Raw genomic sequence first — 21,088 nt, 5'->3', positions numbered from 1 at the left:
AGGAAAGACCATGAAGCCCGCAGTACTGGCGTTAGCCGATGGAACCATATTTCGAGGACATGCCCTCGGGTTCGAAGGCGAAACCGTGGGGGAAGTCGTATTTAATACTGCCATGACGGGGTATCAAGAAATTTTGACCGACCCTTCATATAAAGGTCAGATCGTCCTGATGACCTCCACCCAGATCGGGAATTATGGGGTGACACCGGAAGATAATGAATCCCATCGGGTCTGGGCGGAAGGGTTTATTGTTCGTGAAGCCGCGAAGTACCGGAGTAATTGGCGGAGCAGGCAATCCTTCGAAGAATACTTAATTGAGCATCGTATTGTGGCGATTCAAGGGATAGACACGCGAGCACTGACCTGTCATGTCCGTGATCACGGCTCACAAATGGGAGTCATTTCCCATGTAAATTTCGATGCCGACGCCTTGAGGGAAACGGCGAAGGCCGTTCCCTCCCTGATTGGACGTGATTTAGTTAAAGAGGTCACCTGTCCGGCCACCTATGAATGGACCCAGAGATCGATCGTGATGGACCCGCCTCGTGGTGAATCATCAATTTTCCCTCAGGAGACCGCTCAACCTCCTTTAAAACTGGTGGTCATGGATTTTGGTGTGAAACAGAATATTTTACGAAGTCTCGTGGATCTGGGATGTCAGGTTCGAGTGGTGCCAGCTTCAACGACCGCGGAGGAAATCCGTCGACTTAATCCAGATGGAATCGTCTTATCCAATGGCCCAGGAGACCCCGAAGGAGTTCCCTATGCAGTCGAAACCGTCAAGCAGCTATTGGGCTGGAAACCGGTGTTGGGGATTTGCTTGGGACACCAAGTGTTGGGATTATCTTTGGGATTGCACACCCATAAACTAACATTTGGGCATCATGGAGCCAATCATCCAGTCATGGATCTTCGTACCAGAAAGATTGAAATTACCTCGCAAAACCATAATTTTGCCGTTGGCCTTCCTCACAAGGAAGATGGTGGTACGACATTGAAGTCTCAACAATTTGACTCTGTCGTTGGACGGATGGAAATCACGCATCGAAGCGTGAATGATGGGTGTTGTGAAGGAATGGCGGGAATAGAGAGTCCGATTCTTTCTATTCAGTATCACCCTGAAGCCTCTCCAGGCCCCCATGATTCTTCGTATGTGTTCACCCAATTTCTGGAAATGATGAAAGGCCGTGGATGATGATTATGACTCGGTGCTTCCTGATTCTTATTCTATTTTTTGTCAGCGGGTGCATACATATTGATCTGCTTCCCGGAGGAGGAACTCTCAAGGAAGCCACCTTATCTGGTGAAGGAGAGGATAAGGTGTTGTTGATTGATATTTCTGGCATGCTGACGACAGGCAAATCGTCGGGTATCTTAGAGGAACCAAGTCTTCCCGCACGAATCAAAGAGGAATTGACCAAAGCTGAGGAGGATGAACACGTCAAGGCCATCGTCCTTAGAATCAATACTCCGGGAGGATCAGTCACGGCATCAGATCTGGTCTATCATGAGCTGAAAGTCTTTAAGAGAAAACGCCCTGTACCGGTCATTGCCGCCATAATGGATTTGGGCACTTCCGGCGGGTATTACATCGCAATGGCGGCTGACCATATTCTTGCACATCCCTCGACTATTACCGGAAGTATCGGGGTCATTATGGTGACAATGAATGCCGAGGGTCTGTTGGAAAAAGTGGGGGTCCAACCAGCCGCGATTGTTTCGGGTCCTAAGAAATCTATGGGTTCTCCATTCCGGCCGATGAATGATGAAGAACGGGCTATTTTCCAAGAGACAATTGATCATTTGTTCGAACAGTTCCTTTCGGTGGTGAAAGAGGGAAGACCCGGATTAAGCATGGAGCAGATTCGCACGGTAGCCGATGGACGGATTTTTACCGCTGATATTGCCAAAGCCAAGGGTCTTGTGGATAGCATTGGGTATTTAGATGAAGCGGTCGATCTGGCCAAAAAGAAAGCGAAATTGGAAGAGGCCAGAGTCGTGACGTACACCAGGGGCGGAGGAACTCATCAAAATATCTACTCACGGTTCGATCCTCCTCAAATTGGGCCTATCGGGTTTCCCCAAGTCGATGCGCATTCTCTTTTCACCGTATTGACCGGAGGAACCCCACAAATGCTGTACATGTGGATGCCGTAAAGTCTGTTGTGTTCTGATGCGAAGAAAGTTGTGCCCATGACCAACGATTCACCCGTCTCTGGAAACCTATTTCAATACCTGTTGGCGAGTACGGTGTGTGCGCTCATGTTGCTGAGCTCAGCTTGTCAAAAGGCTCCAGGGACGGCCAGAGATCAATTAATTTATATTTCGGAGGAAAAGGAAATTGCCCTGGGACTTGCGGCATTTCGCGAGGTCTTGAAGTCGGCACCATTAAGCAGAGATCCGGAAGTGACGTTAATGGTGAATCGTGTGGGACAACGCATTGCTAAGGGAGCCAATAAACCGGAATATGTCTGGGAATTCGCCGTCATTCAGGATGATGATCAAGTGAATGCCTTTGCGTTGCCCGGTGGCAAAGTGGCGGTGTTTACCGGAATTTTGAAATACACCAAAACAGAAGCCGGGCTGGCGACCGTCATGGCCCATGAAGTTGCCCATGCGTTGCAACGACATGGAGCTGAGCGATACAGTCGGGGGATTCTGGAACAAATTGGTCAACTCGGGGCGTTGGCCGGCGCCGCCGCCGGGGGCGTCGACCCTGGCCTTGCGATTGGAGCCATGAGTGCCTATGGAGTGGGCGTGGCCCTTCCCAATTCCCGTGAACAGGAAACGGAAGCCGATTTTATCGGGTTGCAATTGATGGCCAAGGCCGGATATGACCCGCGGGAAGCTGTGCCGTTTTGGGAACGCATGAGTGGGTGTCCGAGAAAAATGATCGGGAAATTTTGTTTTCGTACTCAAAATTCAGTTCCGGAATTTTTATCGACTCATCCTTCTGATGTAAGCCGTATTAACCAAATTGAAGCCTGGATTCCCCAAGCAATGAGATTTTATCACCCTGAGGCATCATCTCCCGGATCACCTGAATCCCCCTCCCAAAAACCGATATCTGAATCAGACTTAAAATCCTGAGAGCCCAACATGCCACGAAGAAATGACATCAATCGAATTTTATTAATCGGTTCCGGACCGATTGTTATTGGTCAGGGTTGTGAGTTTGACTATTCTGGAACGCAAGCGTGCCGGGCTCTGAAGGAGGAAGGCTTTGAAGTCATTCTCGTCAACAGTAATCCTGCCACCATCATGACCGACCCGGATCTCGCGGACCGGACCTATGTGGAACCGATTACTGCAGAAGTGGTAGAGGCGATTATTGAGCGAGAGCATCCTGATGCCCTGCTTCCTACCATGGGCGGGCAGACAGCCCTGAATGTCACCATGGAATTAGTGAAGCGAGGTATTCTGGAAAAACACGGAGTGCAACTTATCGGAGCTTCCTATGAATCGATCCAAAAGGCCGAAGATCGGGAATTATTCAAACAGGCAATGACACGTATTGGATTAAACGTAGCGGCAAGCGGGTCGTTTCGCTCGAGGGAGGAAGCCTTACAGCTTCTTCAAACAATTGGATTTCCCGCCATCGTCCGTCCATCATTCACTCTGGGAGGAGCAGGAGGCAATATTGCCTATAACCGTGAAGAGTTTGATAAGTATATTGATTGGGCTCTTGTGACCAGTCCAGTTGGACAGGCCTTGCTGGAACAATCTCTTCTGGGGTGGAAGGAATATGAATTAGAAGTGATGCGGGACTCTAAGGACAATGTGGTCATTGTCTGCCCCATAGAAAATTTTGATCCGATGGGTGTGCATACCGGGGACAGTATCACCGTGGCTCCTGCCATGACCTTATCCGATAAAGAGTATCAGCACATGCGAGACGCGGCCATTCGGATTATTCGAGAAATCGGGGTGGATACCGGCGGGTCCAATATTCAATTTTCCCTGAATCCTGACAATGGGGCATTGATGGTTATTGAGATGAATCCTCGCGTGTCCAGGAGTTCCGCTTTGGCCTCAAAGGCAACCGGATTTCCGATAGCCAAAATCGCTGCGAAGTTGGCCATAGGGTATACCCTGGACGAGATTCCCAATGATATTACGCAAGTGACTAAAGCCTGTTTTGAGCCGACCATTGACTATGTGGTCGTGAAAATTCCACGGTTTACATTTGAGAAATTTGATGGTGTCGATCGAGTGCTGACCACGCACATGAAATCCGTTGGAGAAGCCATGGCACTCGGAGCCACCTTCAAAGAAGCCTTGCAGAAAGCTATTCGGTCCCTCGAAACAGACCGGTATGGGTTGATGTCGTTGCACGGGCTTGATGGGAAAAAAGACTCTGCCGGACCGGCTCATCCCCTGCATGACCGCCTTCAATCCCAGGTTCGAATCCCCACAGCCGATCGCCTTTGGTTTCTGGCTGATGCGTTCCGAATCGGGATGTCGGTGTTGGAGCTGTATCAATTGTCGCGGGTTGATCCCTGGTTTTTGCATGAAATTGAAGAACTCGTAGAATTTGAAGCGGAATGGGTTCGCAAATGTAAGGAAGAATTTAGGACCGATCGCTCATACGACATGCCCAAAGGATGCCCCGATTCCCTGGTGACTCTCCTTGAACAAGCGAAAGGCCTTGGATTTTCGGATCAACGGCTTGGGCAACTCATCGGGAGAGAGGAAGATACCATTCGGCAGTGGCGACAGGTCAGGGGATCCGGCTACGGCACCGTCTTTAAAAGAGTGGACACTTGTGGCGCCGAATTCGAGGCGCATACCCCCTATCTCTATTCCACTTCCGGTTTGTCCTGTGAATCTCGCCCTTCCCAAAAAAGAAAAATTATGATCTTAGGGGGAGGGCCTAACCGGATTGGGCAAGGCATTGAATTTGATTACTGTTGCGTGCATGCCGCGATGGCCCTAAAAGAAGAAGGCATTGAAACAATTATGGTCAATTGCAATCCGGAAACCGTCAGTACGGATTATGATATTTCCGATCGCCTCTATTTTGAACCCTTGACGAAAGAAGAGGTCTTGCGAATTATCCTGGCCGAACGTCCGGATGGGGTCGTCGTACAATTCGGTGGACAAACGCCTCTCAAGCTGGCCGTTCCATTAGAGCAAGAAGGGGTGAGAATTTTGGGGACACAACCCGATGCCATTGATCGCGCGGAAGATCGAAAACGGTTTAGTGATTTATTGATTGAATTGAATCTCCTGCAACCGCAAAACGGCACCGCACGATCCTCACATGAAGCTCATATTATTGCCGTCAACATTGGCTATCCAGTCATGGTGCGCCCTTCGTATGTGTTGGGGGGGCGTGCCATGCAAATCGTGTATGATGCGGACGCCTTGGATGAATACCTTCAGAGGCATGGCATGGATTTGGGAAGGCATCCCTTGTTAATCGATGATTACCTTGAGGACGCCATAGAAATTGATGTGGATGCCATTGCAGATGGGACAGACGTGGTGGTGGCTGCCATCATGGAACATGTCGAGATGGCAGGAATTCATTCAGGAGATTCGGCGTGTTCGTTACCTGCCCACTCTCTTAGTGCCGACATTCTTGAAACGATCAATCGCCAAACCATTCTTTTAGCCAAGGAGTTACAGGTGAGGGGTCTGATGAATATTCAATATGCGGTCAAGGGTGGGGCCGTATATATCTTAGAGGTCAATCCTCGCGCTTCCCGCACGGTCCCCTTTGTAAGTAAGGTCATTGGTGTACCTTTGGCCAAACATGCGATGAAAATTATGGCTGGGCGAACCTTGAAAGACTTAGGCTTTACGCAGTCTCCACTTTTTTCCCACATTGCCATTAAAGAGGCCGTCTTTCCTTTTACGAAACTTGGTGTCTCTGATGTATTGTTGGGTCCAGAAATGCGTTCGACGGGCGAAGTCATGGGGATTGATCGAACCTTCGGGTGGGCCTTTGCAAAATCTCAAGCCGCATCAGGGATGCCATTGCCTTTGGCAGGGACAGCTCTTCTTAGCGTGAAGGATGGGGATAAACCCGCGACGCTTGCTATCGCACAGCGACTGTCGCAACTCGGATTTCTACTGAATGCGACTAAAGGGACGGCCGCCTTTTTGCGGAAACATGGGATCACCGTAGTTACGGTGAACAAACTCAATGCAGCTCGCCCCCATATCGAAGATTTACTCAAAAATAAGGAGCTGTCTTTAGTTGTGAATACGGTGGGAGGTGCCTCTTCCCAGGATGATTCCGCACCAATTCGCAAAGCGGCTGTCTTCGGCGGAATTCCCTACTTTACTACGATTCAAGCCGCGCAAGCAGCCATATCAGGAATAGAGGCGATGAAGAAAACCTCCATGGAGGTTCTCTGCCTGCAGGAATATCATTCTGCGATGTCAGCCGGAAAAGCCTAAAAGGACGTAACGCGATGATGGATCACTGACCATCCAAGTTTCAGTATCTAATAAAGGGGAGTGTGGTTTCATGAAAATTCCTATCACAAAAAAAGGATATGAGGCACTGCAAGCCGAACTGGCCAGGCTGCGACGGGAAGATCGCCCTAAAAACATTCAAGCCATTACCGAGGCTCGTGAACATGGTGATCTCAAGGAAAATGCCGAATATAAAGCTGCCAAGGAGCAGCAGCAATTTATTGATACACGGATGGCTGAGCTTGAGCATAAACTCAGTATGGCTCAAGTGGTGGAAATATCGAGTGGGCAGAGTGACACGGTCGTGTTTGGGGTGACAGTCTCCATTTTAAGTTTAGAGTCACAAGAAGAAAAACGCTATACCTTGGTGGGACAAGAAGAAGCCGATATCAAAAATGGTTCCATTTCGGTTCAATCGCCTATTGGGCGTGCGCTGATTGGACATCGGGTCGGAGATATCGTTGAAGTGCATCGACCCGCCGGAGTTATTGAATATCAAATCCAGTCCGTTTGTTTTGAGGAGCTATAACCATGACTTCCGCCATTTCCTTAGTAACATTGGTCACTGATTTTGGGGATGTCGACTATTTTGTCCCCAGTATGAAGGGCGTGATGCTCGGAATTAATTCTCAAATACGCATCGTCGATCTGACGCATCGAATCCCGGCGCATGGGGTTGAACAGGCGGCGTTTTTTTTGAAATCGTGTTATCAATATTTTCCAGATGGAACGGTGCATGTGGTCGTCGTGGACCCTGCTGTAGGGAGCTCGCGAAGAGCGATCTTAGCCTCGACCTCCAGGCACTTTTTCCTGGCTCCGGATAATGGCGTCCTGAGCTACGTGCTTCAGGAGGAGACGTCGGTTGAAGTTCGATCTATTGAGAATAAACAATACCGATTGGATTCTGCGGGAGGAACGTTTGATGGCCGTGATTTGTTCGCACCCTCTGCCGCCTGGTTGACGAAGGGACAGGTTCCTGGATCGTACGGGCGGCTCATTCATGATTACGTCACAATTCCCCCAAATCCCCCACGTATGCAACTGCAGGCCCTTCACGGGCGAATTGTCTATGTCGATCATTTTGGTAATGCCATGACGAATATCACCATGGCCGATATCGAGACATTTCGATCAGCCACCAAGAAGGAATACTCCGGTTTAAAAATTGGAGATGTCGTCATTAATGGAATAAAAACCCATTATGGAGAAGGCGCCATGGGACTCCCGGAAGCCTTAATCAACAGTAATGGCCATGTCGAAATTTTTGTGAAGCAAGGGCGAGCGGTGGACCGGTGTGAGTTGCACGTTGGCCAAACCGTTGAGCTCATCTAGATTAAACTGAGGTGTGCTAAGAAACTTCAGGAGCTTTTTGTACTGAGGAAGATTGGCTGGATGAACGAACCACTGAGATAGCGAGTTGTAAAATTGATACCATTTGCTCGAGTTCCTTGACGCTGGCGGAAAGTGGAGGCATGAGAATCATAATCGTGCCGATGGGACGGATCAACATCCCCAAGGTTCTGGCGGTCATGGCTATTTTTTGGCCGATTCGGACGGCGGCAGGGAACGGATTTTTATGAGCCTGATCTTGAACCAGTTCAATCCCGACCATGTAGCCACATTGTCGGATGTCGCCGACCCAAGGATCTTCGCTCAGCGACTCAAGGGCCTTTCGTAATTTTGGGATTCGTCGTTGAAGCTTGGCAAGTGTGCGTTCGCTCTTGAAAATACTCAGGTTGGCCAGTGCTGCCGCACAGCCCAAGGGATTTCCCGCGTAACTATGTCCATGAAAAAAAGTTTTGCCTTCATGCCCTTCTCCCAAAAACGCGTCATAAATGGCGGCTGTCGTTAACGTGGCGGCCAAGGGTAGATACCCTCCCGTTAATCCTTTGGCAATGGCCATGATATCCGGAGATATTTCTTCATGCTCACAGGCAAACATCCGACCTGTTCGTCCAAACCCGGTGGCAACCTCATCTGCAATGAATAAGACTTTGTAGCGCGTGCATAACTCCCTAACGCGTTTCAAGTAACCTGGAGGGGAGGGAATGATTCCGGCGACCCCTTGCACCATGGGCTCAAGAATAAGGCCTGCAATTTCGTGATGTGATGTGTTCAGAAGCTTTTCAAGGGGATCAAGGCAGGCGAGTTGGCATTGGGGGAACTCCTTGTGAAGGGGACATCGATAACAATAAGGGGGCTCAATGGCATGGCTTGGAAAGAGGAGCGAAGAAAAAGGCCTGCGGAAGAGTTCGACTCCGCTGAGGCTCACGCCTCCCACTGTATCCCCATGATAGGACAGGCCTAGGTGGATAAATCGAGTTTTGTGCGGCTGGGGAGTTGGACATTGTTGCCAGTACTGGATAGCCATCTTTGCCGCAACTTCAACAGCTGTTGAGCCGTTGTCTGAATAAAATACCTTTCGTAAGCCTTTCGGAGCCAGGTGAATAAGTGCTTTGGCCAATTGAATGGCTGGTGGGTTGGAAAGCCCTAGTAGCGTCGTATGAGCCACCTGGGTCAGTTGCCGGCGGATGGCCTGATTAATGCGGGGATGTTGATGGCCATGGACATTGACCCAGATAGAGGCTGTGGCATCAAGATAGGCATTGCCGTCCATGTCATAGAGATAAGAACCTTTTCCGCGTCTGATAATGAGAGGAGTCTGGCCCTCCCATTCCTGCATTTGGGTAAAAGGATGCCAAATGTACTCACAATCGTCTTTTTGTAATGCTGTGTGTGGCATTTTTTGATTTCTTGTCCGGTTCAAGACGATAACCTAGCGGAATCCATCAATTTTTGACAACCTTTTAGGGTCTCATTACAATCATGGTCACTTCGAATGAGTAAAGCTTTTCCTCAAACCCACATCCGCAATTTTTCTATTATTGCTCATATCGACCACGGCAAGTCCACCCTTGCCGACCGGTTTTTGGAAATTACCGGTGCCGTGTCGGCACGTGAGGCGCGTGCACAATATCTGGATGCCATGGATCTGGAGCGTGAGCGCGGTATCACCATTAAAGCACATGCGGTCACAACGCGGTTCAAGAGCTCGGATGGTCAGGAATATCAATTTAATCTCATTGATACCCCAGGACATGTCGATTTTGCTTATGAGGTTTCGCGGAGCCTGGCTGCCTGTGAAGGCGCCCTTCTGTTGATTGATGCCACTCAGGGGGTTGAGGCCCAGACCATCGCCAATGCCTATCTGGCCATTTCGAATGATTTAGTGATTATTCCCGTCATTAATAAAATTGATTTACCGAGTGCGGATGTGGAGGGGGTTAAGGTCCAAATTCGAGATGTGTTGGGGTTGTCGAGTGAAGAGGCCTTTTTGGTCAGTGCCAAGGATGGACGGGGGGTCAAGGAGGTGCTTGAAGGTGTGGTGAAGGTCATTCCGGCTCCTGTCGGTTCCATTGAGCAACCCTTAAAGGCACTGATTTTTGACTCCTGGTTTGACAATTATCAGGGTGCCGTTGTGCTTCTTCGAGTCATGGACGGAGAAGTCACCCCCAATATGATGATTAAATTAATGTTTTCAGGACGTGAATTTGAAGTCCTGGAGGTGGGCGTCTTTTCTCCGAAACGGACCAAGGTTAGTCGGCTGGGGCCTGGGGAAGTCGGGTATATTTGTGCCGGGATGAAAGAGCTATCGGATACGAAAATTGGCGATACCATTACGGATTCAAAGCGTCCCACAAGCGTTGCCCTGCCAGGGTACCGGGATGTCAAACCGGTAGTTTTTTGCGGGTTATACACGACCGACAATGCCAAGTTTGAGGATCTGCGGGATTCTCTGGAGAAATTACAACTAAATGATTCCTCCTTTGTGTATGAACCGGAAACCTCCCTGGCTTTGGGATTTGGATTCCGATGTGGGTTTTTAGGTCTCCTCCACATGGAAATTATTCGAGAGCGCTTAGAGCGGGAATATGGATTGGATCTGATCAGTACCGCCCCGACTGTCGTCTATCGTGTGTTTACGACCAAAGGCGAAACTCTGGTAATCGATAACCCATCCAAGCTTCCGGACCCTTCCCAGATCGAACGAATTGAAGAACCCTACATCAAAGCCACGATGATTACCCCGGAGCGGTATATCGGAAATGTCCTTCAGCTATGCCAAGAGCGTCGGGGCATTCAAGTCGGGCTGCAATATTTAGATCCAACCCGGTCCATGTTAATCTACGAAATCCCCCTGAATGAAATTGTGTTAGACTTTTATGATCGACTGAAATCCCGGACTCAAGGGTATGCCTCGTTAGATTATGAATTGCTGGGCTATCGTGAGTCTGAATTGGTGAAATTGGATTTATTGCTGAATGGTGAGACAGTGGATGCGCTCTCCATCATTGCGCACAAGGATAAAGTGCAAAGTCGCGGGAGACAATTAGCCGAAAAGATGAAAGAACTCATTCCCAAGCAAATGTTTGAAATTGTCATTCAGGCGACGATTGGCAAACGCATCATTGCCAGAGAAACGATTGGCGCACTCAAGAAAAATGTGACAGCCAAGTGTTATGGTGGGGATATTTCCCGAAAACGCAAATTGTGGGAGAAGCAAAAAGAAGGAAAAAAACGAATGAAACAATTAGGGCGCGTCGAAGTCCCTCAAGAAGCTTTTCTGGCTATTTTAAAGACCGATCCGAATTGAACCGCTGATGGCCACACAAGATCCACAACAACCTAAAATGACCGAATCTTCCGAAAAAAATCTTCAAGAGGAATCTTCGGTTGCCTCAAGTTCCCAGGAGGTTGAGGTATCCAAGAAGTCGATTATTCGAGAATATGCCGAGGCCTTAATCATTGCGATTATTCTGGCTCTCACCATTCGAGTCTTTGTGGTTCAGGCCTTTAAGATTCCATCAGGGTCCATGATTCCGACGTTGATGATCGGCGATCATATTCTTGTTTCCAAGCTGTCCTATGGGTTTCAGTTGCCGCAAGACTGTGAGTTTCAGGTCTCGTTCCCGCCGGTGACGTGTTTTTCTTCGACGATCGTGATGAATTTTGATCCCCCGTCGCGTGGGGATATTATTGTGTTTCGCTATCCTGAGGATGAAAACAAGGATTTCATTAAGCGGGTGATCGGACTCCCTGGTGATACCATTCATATTCAAAATAAACACGTGATCGTGAATGGACAGCCATTGTTGGATGAAGGCTTTACGCAGAGGGTCGACCCTGGAATCATTGATGGTCGTATCAATCCTCGCGATAATCTTGGTCCCTTAACCGTTCCTCCCGAATCCTACTTTGTGATGGGTGACAACCGTGACCAAAGTTTGGACAGCCGGTTTTGGGGATTTGTGCGAATGGATAAGATTAAAGGCAGAGCCTTTCTCGTATATTGGTCATGGAATGGGCAGGGAGCGTGGACCGATTGGATCCGATGGGAACGAATCGGAAAGCTCATTGAATAGTGAGCGCAAAGCCACTTGACCCAACCAAACTTTAGCCTTGCGCTGATTCAAGGATGAAACCGTTATCTGTTGTCCCATCGATTTCCGCTCGGAAATTCAAGGAGTATATTCAACGCTTCTCTCGCGCTCGCATTCTGGTTGTCGGAGATCTCATTTTAGATCATTATGTCTGGGGCAAGGTGCATCGTGTTTCCCCGGAAGCGCCAGTACCAGTTGTTCATGTGGACTCTGAATCGTACCGAATGGGTGGGGCAGCGAATGTGTACCATAATATTCTGACATTAGGTGGACAGGCTGAATTGTGTGGCGTAGTCGGTGCGGATCATGTTGGGAAACAATTCCTTGCTGACATTCGACGGTCGTCCCCATTTACCTCCGGTGTGTTTGTCGATTCCAGTCGTCCTACAATTAAAAAAACAAGAGTGGTTGCCCACAATCAGCAAATTGTTCGGTTTGATGTGGAGCAACGCCATGACCTTTCGTCTCAACAGACAAAAAAAATGATACGACATGTGGCTTCCCGTCTTCCTGGAGCCTCCTGCCTGGTGATTTCTGATTATGCGAAGGGCATGATCACCGTTGAACTGATGAAGGCTATTCATACCCTGGCTGATCAGCTTGACGTGCCGATTGTGGTGGATCCGAAGGTGGAGCATATGGCGTATTACCAGGGAGTGACGGTGATCACACCCAATCATCTCGAAGCCAAACAGGCTGCAGGGTTTCTCCCAAGCCAGGATGTTCCGGTTGAAGAAATCGGCATTGCTCTGCAACAACGCTTACAGTGCCAGGCAGTCGTTGTCACGAGGGGAGAGGAGGGAATGAGTATTTTTGAAAATACCGGACAATCCTGGAGCATCCCGGCGGTGGCTCGGCAAGTCTATGATGTGACCGGAGCAGGCGATACGGTTATCAGTACTCTAGCCTTAGCGCTGAGTGCAAAAGCCTCACTTCCTGAAGCTGCAGTATTAGCCAATCAAGCCGCTGGTATTGTCGTGGGCATGGTGGGTACAGCCACAGTCACGCGAGCGCAACTTCAAGAGGCATTACTTCATGGCCACAACTGACTCACTCCTCAGTCTGTGTATTCCTGCTCGCTACGGATCATCTCGATTTCCGGGAAAGCCACTCGCTCTCTTAGCCGGAAAACCCCTTATCCAACATGTGTATGAAGCGGTTCAACAGATTTCGCAGGTGGGGCAAATCCTGGTTATCACCGATCAGGAATCCATAGAACAAGGGGTCAAGAACTTTGGTGGAGAAGTCTGTCTCGTCAAGGATTTCTGTCGAACAGGAACCGACCGGGTGGCGAAAGTAGCTTCTCAATTGAAATATGACGTAATTGTCAATTTGCAAGCTGATGAAATTCCTCAGCACCCTGGGCTGCTGGATGATCTTATTCATCCTTTTGTGTCTTCTCCGGCTGGAATAGGGACGTTGAAACGACAAATACACAACACACAGGACCTAACCAATCCGTCAATCGTAAAGGTGGTGACCGATGTCCACGGACAGGCCCTGTATTTCTCACGAAGTCCGATACCCTGCTGGCGGGATGGCATACCTTTTGGGAATAATCATATCGCCTATATGCATTTAGGAGTATACATTTTCAGGAAATCGGATCTATTACGATTTGCCGGGTTGCCAACGGGGTATCTTGAGGATGCGGAAAAATTGGAACAACTGCGAGCCTTAGAACATGGCCTTCCCATAATGGTTTGGGAGACAGAACACGAATCCATTCGAATAGATACTCCTGAGGATATCATTGCTGCGGAGAGTCTTTTATCGAAGAATCCCTGTGAGCCGAAAGGGAGGCCGTTGGGGACCACACAAAGGGTTGAAAATAGATAGAGCAATATGGTGGAGTCGAGAGAGAGAATCGTTTTACAGGGAGGACATGTGGGTCATCATACAACTAACCAGAAAAAATCATGAGTAAGTTTCTTTTTGTGACAGGTGGAGTGGTCTCGTCATTAGGGAAAGGCTTGTCGTCTGCAGCTATCGGGCATTTATTAGAAAGCCGTGGCATGACGATTACCTTTTTGAAGCTAGACCCCTATATTAATGTCGACCCTGGTACGATGAATCCCTATCAACACGGGGAAGTCTATGTCACCGATGATGGGGCGGAAACCGATTTAGACTTGGGTCATTATGAGCGATTTACCACGGTCCAGTTGCATCGTGAAAATAATTGTACGACAGGACGAATTTATGAGTCGGTGATTCAAAGGGAGCGAAGAGGAGAATATCTGGGAGCGACCGTTCAGGTCGTCCCCCATATTACGGACGCTATTAAGCAGACGATTCTCAACGTGGCCCATGACGTGGATGTGGTAATCGTGGAAATTGGCGGGACTGTCGGTGATATTGAAAGTTTGCCGTTCTTAGAGGCGATTCGGCAAATGCCCTATGAGGTCGGTCGGGAAAACGTCCTGTATATTCATCTCACGCTGGTGCCATATATCGGAACCGCTGGAGAACTTAAAACCAAACCCACCCAGCATTCCGTCAATAAACTTCGGGAAATCGGCATTCAACCCAATATTCTGTTGTGTCGGACTGACAGATTTCTTCCTCCTGGCGTGAAAGATAAAATTGCCATGTTTTGTAACGTAGATAAAGGCTCTGTCATCACGGCCAAAGATGTGGATTCCATCTACGAAGTGCCAATAATTTTGAGAAAAGAAGGACTGGATGAACTTATTGTCCGCTCACTACATCTTGAAACGCGGCCACCTAACCTTCGTGATTGGGATATTTTAGTCCAGAAGATTAAGCGGCCACGACATGAAGTTACCATAGCACTGGTTGGTAAATATGTAGAATCTCGGGAATCCTATAAAAGTGTGTCGGAAGCGTTGACTCATGGCGGATTACGCGATGAAACAGGCGTTCATATCCAATGGGTGGAATCGGGAGATATTGAGAAGGACGGTCCCGAACGCCTGCTAGCTGATGTGGACGGAGTCTTAATACCAGGAGGCTTTGGCCTTCGAGGGATTGAAGGAAAAATTGATACGATCCGGTATGCCAGGGATAGAGATCTTCCATTCTTTGGCATTTGCTTGGGTATGCAATGTGCGGTGATAGAAATTGCCAGAAGTCTAGGTGGACTTCAGAATGCCAATAGTTCCGAATTCAATCCAGATACCCCGTACCCGGTCATTGATCTGCTTCCTGAGCAACGATCGATCCAAGAGAAGGGCGGAACAATGAGATTGGGAGGCTTTCCCTGTCGAATTATTCCCAATACGCTTACATTTGCGGCCTACCAGGAATCGGATATTCGTGAACGACACCGCCATCGCTATGAATTCAACAATGAGTACCTGAAAGCGTTGACCTCAAAAGGTCTGACGATTAGTGGGACATCCCCGGACGGAAGGCTGGTAGAAATCATTGAATTGCAAGGGCATCCCTGGTTCGTGGGGACACAATTCCATCCAGAATTTCAGTCTCGACTGTGTTCTCCTCATCCCCTTTTTACGGCATTCATTGGCGCCGCACTTCAAAGAAAATTCGGCACATAACGAACAGGATCTATCATGGCTCAGCCAACTCAAGTCGACATTGGCCCGTTCTCCGTTGGCGGGAGTTGCCCTCATTTTTTAATTGCGGGGCCTTGCGTTATCGAAAGCGAGAAGTTGGTCATCGAGACCGCTGCAGCGATTGCGGAAATTGCTAAAGATCTTCGCATCCCATATATCTTTAAGGCGTCCTATGATAAGGCTAATCGCACATCGATATCGTCATTCAGAGGGTTAGGCATTACGGAAGGATTAAAAATTCTGAAGAAAATCAACCGTGAGTTAGGGGTCCCCATTCTCACGGATATTCACGAAGTCCACGACGTTTCTCAGGTTGCTGAGATCGTAGACGTGTTGCAAATACCGGCATTTTTATGTCGACAGACCGATTTGCTCTCTGCCGCGGCCAAATCCGGCCGGGTGGTCAATGTAAAAAAAGGACAATTTCTCTCCCCATGGGATATGGCCAATGTTGTCCATAAACTTCAAGAGGCCGGAACCAGGAAAATTTTCTTAACAGAGCGAGGAGCAAGCTTTGGCTATCAAAATCTTGTCGTCGATATGCGCTCATTACCTGTCATGAGAAATCTGGGATATCCGGTAGTATTTGATGCAACCCACAGCGTGCAATTGCCTGGTGGCGGGGGAACGGTCTCTTCAGGACAACGGGAATTTGTCGCGCCGTTAGCCAGAGCGGCAGCCGCTGCTGGATGTGACGGATTTTTTATGGAAGTCCACCCTCGGCCGGAGGAGGCACTATCGGATGGGCCAAATATGATCCGGTTAAGTCAGTTGCGTGGATTATTAGAACAACTTCAAGCGATTTGGCAGGTAACGGGAAAGGGAGAAATCTCTCCACTTACTTGAGATTTCAGGTAAAAATATCAGAGCTATTATGAATCATTCTGAAGTAGTAGTAAAAGAAAAATCTGAACAAAATGATGTAATTATGGGAGAAGCCTATCTCAATCTTCCTAATTCTCTTACTCTTTTGCGAATTTTGTTAATTCCAGTTTTTGTTTGGTTTTTCTCTGAATCCAGCCCTGAACGGGCCTTGGCAGCCGGCCTGGTGTTTGCTTGTGCCGCTTTCACGGATTTTCTTGACGGGTATTTAGCTCGAAAAAGCGGACAGATTACCAATTTAGGGAAATTGCTCGATCCGGTTGCCGATAAACTTCTGGTGGCTTCCGGACTTATTCTTCTTGTGCAATTTCAGCGAGTGGCCGTGTGGTTGGCTATCGTCATGATTGCACGTGAAATGATTGTGACGGGAGCCAGGGTGGTCGCAGCGAAAGAAGGCTTTGTGGTTCCAGCCGACTCTCTGGGAAAATTCAAAGTCATCGGTCAAATCGGAGGGATTCTCTGTCTTATTTTACAGGGAGTCTGGGTTCAAAGTGAGGGGCTACTGGCTACCATTGGAACAGGACTATTGTATATTGCCTTATTTTTCTCCTTATTTTCAGGTTGGCGATATCTCATGCAAATCTTTAAGAAAATTAGCCCACAATATTGGTAAGGGTATTCACCAGTCGCTAAGAGATGGAATTCTATTTATTAGGAGTAGTCGGTGCCTATCTCTTAGGATCTATCCCATTTGGCCTCGTCGTCTCTCGAATGTTCGGAAAGGATGACCCCCGCACTCATGGGAGCCACAATATTGGATTCACCAATACTCTGCGAGTATCAGGGAAAAAAGTAGGAATCATTACTCTAATTGGGGATTTAGGGAAAGGAACGGTCGCGACAGTTGTCGCAGGCTTAATGGGGTTTCCTTGGCTTTGGATTCTTGTCATAGGCTTTTCGGTCATTCTTGGTCATGTCTTTTCCGTTTTTTTACGATTTAAAGGTGGAAAAGGAGTAGCCACGGCTTTAGGGGCCATTTTAGGTATGCATCCGTTGATTGGATGGCTTCTTGTTGGTGTGTGGTTGGGAGCGGTATTGGTTTTCGGATATTCCTCAGGTGGAGCCCTCTTAGCTTTTGGGGTGTTTCCATTTTTGGTCTATTTCCTGACTTTTGATTTCTATTTTTGCCTTTTTGCTTTAGGGGTTATGACAATCATATTCATCAGCCATAAAGAAAACATCCTTCGTCTTATACAAGGGACCGAAAGTAAAATTAAGCTATCTTCTATTTAACATAATATTTATTATCCGACATTATGAAATGTAAGGTTTAGGATGAGTTTAGCTAAATTTTCCCTCATATTTTCATTATGTTGCCATCTGTTGTTTATTTCTCCGTCACCAGCATTTAGCCAGACAGCCAAAGAACTTAGAGGGCTAGAACTTCTTGGAGATATCGAACAGGCCATCACCAGTCTGGCTGAACGGGTGACGCCTACGGTGGTCAATATTACACCAATTCGTGAGATAGCTCAGGGTCAAGGGTTTCAACGACGTGCGCCATTTGCTCAAGGCAGTGGATCAGGTGTCATCGTGCGGGAAGATGGAATCATCGTGACCAATAATCATGTAGTTGGGGAAGACGCCACGGAGGCAGATGTCCGGCTATCCGATATGTCCAACATGATTGCTCAGGTCATAGGACGCGATAAAGAAACCGACATTGCGGTTCTTAAAATTCAATCTGACCGAAAATTTCCTGCAGCCCATTTTGGGGATTCCAATGCCTTAAAGGTTGGGCAATGGGTATTGGCTGTTGGAAATCCGATGGGGTTAGACCGCACAGTGACCCTAGGCGTTGTGAGTGGGATTGGAAGGGAACGTCTCAATTTATCCCGGTATGAAAATTTTATTCAAACGGATGCGGCGATCAACCCTGGAAACTCAGGAGGACCACTCTTTAACCTTCGAGGTGAAGTGATCGGGATTAATACCGCCATTATCCATATGGCACAAGGCATCGGATTTTCCATACCCGCCGACATGGTTTCGCGTGTGGTCGATCAATTAGTGTCCCAGGGGCGAGTGGTCCGGGGTTGGCTTGGTGTCGGGATTCAATCTCTCACCAAAGAACTTGCGGAACAATTTGGGATTAAGGAAGGCCATGGGGTTCTCGTCAACGAAGTCTATGAACACGATCCCGCCCATGTGGCCGGAATTAAACCAGGGGATATCATCGTGTCCGTAGACGACAGCTCGGTTGATTCGCCCAACCAACTGTCTAGACTTGTTGCACGTGTCGGACCTGGTGAGAACGCCAAAATTCTTGTGTTACGGGACGGCAAAGAACTGATCTACCTCGTGCCGATGGCGGAAAGGCAGGAGAAATCCATGTTGGCCTCACTCCCCTTACAAAAATCAGAAGTCACCTTAGGACTTGATGTCCAAGGGCTTACAGCTGCACTTGCCGAGCAATTTGAACTACAAGAAACCGTGGGTGTGCTCGTGACCAAAGTTGAACAAGGCGGACTGGCCCATTCCGAGGGGGTTCAAGAAGGAGATTTAATCAACGAGGTCAATCGGCAAACGGTTCGGACGGTCACGCAATTTTCTGAGGCAGTCGCCAAAGTGAAGCCGGGTCAGACGATTTTACTTCGTATTATTCGAAAGGCACGAGCATTTTTCATTGTGATCAAAACGCTGCCATAGCATTTCTCTCAGTTTATCATCAAGGTATTAGTGTGAGGAAACAGCTTCTTTTTCTTTTTTATGTTCTTCCACTATGCGAGTGAGGCAATCCTTCGGAACTTCCTCGTAACCTGAAAATTCCATCACATAACTGCCCTTCCCGGCCGTCATGGACGTTAAGGATGGAGCATACTTCAGCATTTCCGCTAGCGGCACAAAGGCCTTCACGATTTGATTGTGTCCCTTCGTTGCCATTCCCTGTATGCGTCCACGCCGCGAGTTCAGATCACCAATCACGGCTCCCACCAGATCATCCGGGACGAGGACATCTACTGACATGATGGGTTCAAGAAGGGTGCTTTGGGCAGCCTCCAGGGCATGTTTGAGGGCCATTGAGCCAGCCACTTTAAAGGCCAACTCGGAAGAATCGACAGGATGATGAGATCCATCATAGACAGCTACGCAGATATCAACGATGGGAAACCCGGCAATAATTCCGTGTTGTAGGGCTTCGATCACACCCTTTTCCACCGCAGGGATAAAATTCCGTGGTATGACGCCACCAACAATTTTGTTGTGAAATTCAAATCCGGCCCCACGCGGAAGGGGCTCAATTTGTAGCCAACAATCTCCATATTGTCCATGCCCACCGGTTTGTTTTTTGTATTTTCCCTGCGCCTGAGCCATGCGATGGATCGTCTCCTTATAGGGGACTTTCGGCATGTGCAAATCCACTTCAACTCCATATTTGCGCCTCAGCTTGTCTAAGGTGGCATCAATGTGATTCTGCCCTACCCCACTTAACAGCATTTCTTTTGTCTCTTCATTCCTGAGAAACTCCAGAGAGGGATCTTCTTCAACTAACTTATGAAGACCTAAGCTGACCTTGTCAATTTCATTCTTGCTTTTCACCTCTAAGGCATAAGACATGACCGGGCGGGATATTTTCAAGCCTGGGAATATGATGGAATGTCGTTCATCGCAAATGGTGTCACCGGTCTGGGTATCTTTTAATTTACCGATTGCCACAATATCTCCCGCAGAGACTTGAGGAACCTGGTGATGCTTCTTGCCGATGGAGAAGAAGAGATGTCCACCCTTCTCCTTGGTCTGGCGGGAGGCATTATAAAATCCTGAGTCTGCATGTAAGGTCCCGGACAGCACTCGCACAAATGAGAGCCGTCCCATAAAGGGATCGATCGTGGTTTTGAAGACGAAAGCTGAAAACGGATCATGTGGATCAGATTTTCGTTGACCTTCGTCATGTGTCTGAGGTTGCTGCCCGACGTTTGGATGGAGACTGGAACGATCGGAAGGAGACGGGAGAAATCGTTGGATCGCATTCAACAAGGTTGTTGTTCCGATATTGCGAATAGCAGATCCGCATAACACCGGAACAAGTTTCCGTTCCAATGTGCCGATCGTCAGCCCATCCCGCAAATCTTCATCTGAGATTTCACCCTGGGAAAGATATTTCTCCACCAATTGATCATTCGTTTCTGCCACCTGTTCCATGGCCCGTCGCCGGAATTCATTCGCCATGGGTTGGTGTTCCGCAGAAATCTCGGTTTGCTGGATTTTTGTCGTGTCGGAAAAGGAAGTGATGACATTCCTCGAAATGAGATCAATCACCCCAGTCGGCATGGCCCCCTCTCCAACTGGGATCGTGATTGGGACTCCGGTGAATCCCAATGTTTTCTCACACTCTGCCAAAATCGCGCGATAGTCCGCTCGCTCTTTATCCAGCTCATTAATAAACAGGAGACAGGGAATTTCGTGTTCCTGAATGAGATCCCAGACTCGTTCGATTTCTGACCGAAGTCCTGTACTGGCTCCGACAACAAGCACCACGCCATCCACCGCCCTAAGGGCGGATTGAATCTCAAAGGCATAATCGCTCATTCCCGGTGTATCAATAATATTGATTTTTGTCCCCTGCCATTCGAACTGACAAATAGCCGAACTGATTGAATGGTGTCTGTGGACCTCTTCCGGTTCAAAATCACCAATGGTGTTTCCCTGGGGAATGGTCCCCATGGTCGGGATGACTCCAGTGGAAAAAGCCAGTGCTTCACAGAGGGTGGTCTTTCCTGCCCCCGGGTAGGAAGTAATGACCACGTTGCGGATGGATAGGGCGGATTCGTGTGGCATGCGAACCTCCTCTCAATTTCC

General features: G+C 48.4%; 17 protein-coding genes. 15 read left to right on the top strand and 2 right to left on the bottom strand.

What is annotated here, in order from left to right:
* Window positions 1-10: 10 nt before the first annotated feature.
* The 6 genes from carA (at window position 11) to AAH187_RS08475 (ending at window position 7,758) form a co-directional block, all read left to right on the top strand.
* Window positions 11-1,195: a glutamine-hydrolyzing carbamoyl-phosphate synthase small subunit gene (gene carA, locus AAH187_RS08500; RefSeq protein WP_342348020.1), complete on the top strand. Its 1,185-nt coding sequence runs from the start codon at window positions 11-13 to the stop codon at window positions 1,193-1,195.
* A 5-nt stretch (window positions 1,196-1,200) separates the two neighbouring features.
* Entirely contained in the window at window positions 1,201-2,157 is a 957-nt protein-coding gene (gene sppA, locus AAH187_RS08495; protein ID WP_342348019.1) for a signal peptide peptidase SppA, read from the top strand.
* A 36-nt stretch (window positions 2,158-2,193) separates the two neighbouring features.
* Window positions 2,194-3,090: a M48 family metallopeptidase gene (locus AAH187_RS08490; RefSeq protein WP_342348018.1), complete on the top strand. Its 897-nt coding sequence runs from the start codon at window positions 2,194-2,196 to the stop codon at window positions 3,088-3,090.
* 9 nt (window positions 3,091-3,099) lie between these two features.
* Window positions 3,100-6,408, top strand: coding sequence for a carbamoyl-phosphate synthase large subunit (carB, locus tag AAH187_RS08485; RefSeq protein ID WP_342348017.1), 3,309 nt, complete (start codon window positions 3,100-3,102; stop codon window positions 6,406-6,408).
* Window positions 6,409-6,478: 70 nt separating this feature from the next.
* Complete coding sequence (gene greA, locus AAH187_RS08480) at window positions 6,479-6,955, top strand: transcription elongation factor GreA (RefSeq protein ID WP_342348016.1); 477 nt, start codon at window positions 6,479-6,481, stop codon at window positions 6,953-6,955.
* A 2-nt stretch (window positions 6,956-6,957) separates the two neighbouring features.
* Window positions 6,958-7,758 carry an SAM-dependent chlorinase/fluorinase gene (locus AAH187_RS08475; protein ID WP_342348015.1) on the top strand — a complete coding sequence of 267 codons (801 nt, stop codon included), beginning with the start codon at window positions 6,958-6,960 and terminating at the stop codon, window positions 7,756-7,758.
* Window positions 7,759-7,774: 16 nt separating this feature from the next.
* On the opposite strand, the gene bioA is transcribed toward AAH187_RS08475, so the two are convergent.
* On the bottom strand, window positions 7,775-9,169 hold the full coding sequence (gene bioA / locus AAH187_RS08470) for an adenosylmethionine--8-amino-7-oxononanoate transaminase (RefSeq protein ID WP_342348014.1): 1,395 nt from the start codon (window positions 9,167-9,169) through the stop codon (window positions 7,775-7,777).
* Between the two features lie 96 nt (window positions 9,170-9,265).
* Between bioA and lepA the strand changes: the two genes are divergently transcribed.
* The 9 genes from lepA (at window position 9,266) to AAH187_RS08425 (ending at window position 18,937) form a co-directional block, all read left to right on the top strand.
* Entirely contained in the window at window positions 9,266-11,080 is a 1,815-nt protein-coding gene (gene lepA / locus AAH187_RS08465; RefSeq protein WP_342348013.1) for a translation elongation factor 4, read from the top strand.
* Window positions 11,081-11,087: 7 nt separating this feature from the next.
* Complete coding sequence (lepB, locus tag AAH187_RS08460) at window positions 11,088-11,849, top strand: signal peptidase I (RefSeq protein WP_342348012.1); 762 nt, start codon at window positions 11,088-11,090, stop codon at window positions 11,847-11,849.
* Window positions 11,850-11,902: 53 nt separating this feature from the next.
* Complete coding sequence (gene rfaE1, locus AAH187_RS08455; protein ID WP_342348011.1) at window positions 11,903-12,916, top strand: D-glycero-beta-D-manno-heptose-7-phosphate kinase; 1,014 nt, start codon at window positions 11,903-11,905, stop codon at window positions 12,914-12,916.
* A complete protein-coding gene (gene kdsB, locus AAH187_RS08450) occupies window positions 12,903-13,706 on the top strand; it encodes a 3-deoxy-manno-octulosonate cytidylyltransferase (RefSeq protein ID WP_342348010.1) in 804 nt (267 codons plus the stop codon). The genes rfaE1 and kdsB overlap by 14 nt, the downstream gene beginning before the upstream one ends.
* Window positions 13,707-13,786: 80 nt before the next feature.
* Window positions 13,787-15,388 (top strand): CTP synthase, encoded by a 1,602-nt coding sequence (locus AAH187_RS08445; protein WP_342348009.1) that lies wholly within the window; start codon window positions 13,787-13,789, stop codon window positions 15,386-15,388.
* A 15-nt stretch (window positions 15,389-15,403) separates the two neighbouring features.
* The gene (kdsA, locus tag AAH187_RS08440) at window positions 15,404-16,252 is read left to right on the top strand and encodes a 3-deoxy-8-phosphooctulonate synthase (RefSeq protein WP_342348008.1); all 849 of its coding nucleotides are present in this window, start codon (window positions 15,404-15,406) and stop codon (window positions 16,250-16,252) included.
* Between the two features lie 28 nt (window positions 16,253-16,280).
* On the top strand, window positions 16,281-16,901 hold the full coding sequence (gene pgsA, locus AAH187_RS08435) for a CDP-diacylglycerol--glycerol-3-phosphate 3-phosphatidyltransferase (RefSeq protein ID WP_342348007.1): 621 nt from the start codon (window positions 16,281-16,283) through the stop codon (window positions 16,899-16,901).
* 23 nt (window positions 16,902-16,924) lie between these two features.
* Window positions 16,925-17,521, top strand: a complete 597-nt coding sequence (plsY, locus tag AAH187_RS08430) for a glycerol-3-phosphate 1-O-acyltransferase PlsY (protein WP_342348006.1) — start codon at window positions 16,925-16,927, stop codon at window positions 17,519-17,521.
* Between the two features lie 42 nt (window positions 17,522-17,563).
* The gene (locus AAH187_RS08425) at window positions 17,564-18,937 is read left to right on the top strand and encodes a Do family serine endopeptidase (RefSeq protein ID WP_342348005.1); all 1,374 of its coding nucleotides are present in this window, start codon (window positions 17,564-17,566) and stop codon (window positions 18,935-18,937) included.
* A gap of 27 nt (window positions 18,938-18,964) precedes the next feature.
* Here the strand turns inward: AAH187_RS08425 and fusA are convergent, their stop codons facing one another.
* Window positions 18,965-21,067 (bottom strand): elongation factor G, encoded by a 2,103-nt coding sequence (gene fusA, locus AAH187_RS08420; protein WP_342348004.1) that lies wholly within the window; start codon window positions 21,065-21,067, stop codon window positions 18,965-18,967.
* Window positions 21,068-21,088 lie beyond the last annotated feature (21 nt).

The sequence above is a fragment of the uncultured Nitrospira sp. genome (assembly GCA_902500695.1).
In the GTDB taxonomy this organism is placed as follows: Bacteria; Nitrospirota; Nitrospiria; order Nitrospirales; family UBA8639; genus Nitrospira_E.
This window is presented reverse-complemented; position numbering and strand designations above follow the sequence as displayed.

Bases quoted from the DNA above. Each gene is read 5' to 3' on its own strand.
- carA (WP_342348020.1), top strand. From the start codon at position 11: ATGAAGCCCGCAGTACTGGCGTTAGCCGATGGAACCATATTTCGAGGA.
- sppA (WP_342348019.1), top strand. From the start codon at position 1,201: ATGACTCGGTGCTTCCTGATTCTTATTCTATTTTTTGTCAGCGGGTGC.
- lepB (WP_342348012.1), top strand. From the start codon at position 11,088: ATGGCCACACAAGATCCACAACAACCTAAAATGACCGAATCTTCCGAA.
- AAH187_RS08475 (WP_342348015.1), top strand. From the start codon at position 6,958: ATGACTTCCGCCATTTCCTTAGTAACATTGGTCACTGATTTTGGGGAT.
- AAH187_RS08490 (WP_342348018.1), top strand. From the start codon at position 2,194: ATGACCAACGATTCACCCGTCTCTGGAAACCTATTTCAATACCTGTTG.
- kdsB (WP_342348010.1), top strand. From the start codon at position 12,903: ATGGCCACAACTGACTCACTCCTCAGTCTGTGTATTCCTGCTCGCTAC.
- AAH187_RS08425 (WP_342348005.1), top strand. From the start codon at position 17,564: ATGAGTTTAGCTAAATTTTCCCTCATATTTTCATTATGTTGCCATCTG.
- AAH187_RS08445 (WP_342348009.1), top strand. From the start codon at position 13,787: ATGAGTAAGTTTCTTTTTGTGACAGGTGGAGTGGTCTCGTCATTAGGG.
- lepA (WP_342348013.1), top strand. From the start codon at position 9,266: ATGAGTAAAGCTTTTCCTCAAACCCACATCCGCAATTTTTCTATTATT.
- fusA (WP_342348004.1), bottom strand. From the start codon at position 21,067: ATGCCACACGAATCCGCCCTATCCATCCGCAACGTGGTCATTACTTCC.
- rfaE1 (WP_342348011.1), top strand. From the start codon at position 11,903: ATGAAACCGTTATCTGTTGTCCCATCGATTTCCGCTCGGAAATTCAAG.
- plsY (WP_342348006.1), top strand. From the start codon at position 16,925: ATGGAATTCTATTTATTAGGAGTAGTCGGTGCCTATCTCTTAGGATCT.
- bioA (WP_342348014.1), bottom strand. From the start codon at position 9,169: ATGCCACACACAGCATTACAAAAAGACGATTGTGAGTACATTTGGCAT.
- carB (WP_342348017.1), top strand. From the start codon at position 3,100: ATGCCACGAAGAAATGACATCAATCGAATTTTATTAATCGGTTCCGGA.
- kdsA (WP_342348008.1), top strand. From the start codon at position 15,404: ATGGCTCAGCCAACTCAAGTCGACATTGGCCCGTTCTCCGTTGGCGGG.
- greA (WP_342348016.1), top strand. From the start codon at position 6,479: ATGAAAATTCCTATCACAAAAAAAGGATATGAGGCACTGCAAGCCGAA.
- pgsA (WP_342348007.1), top strand. From the start codon at position 16,281: ATGAATCATTCTGAAGTAGTAGTAAAAGAAAAATCTGAACAAAATGAT.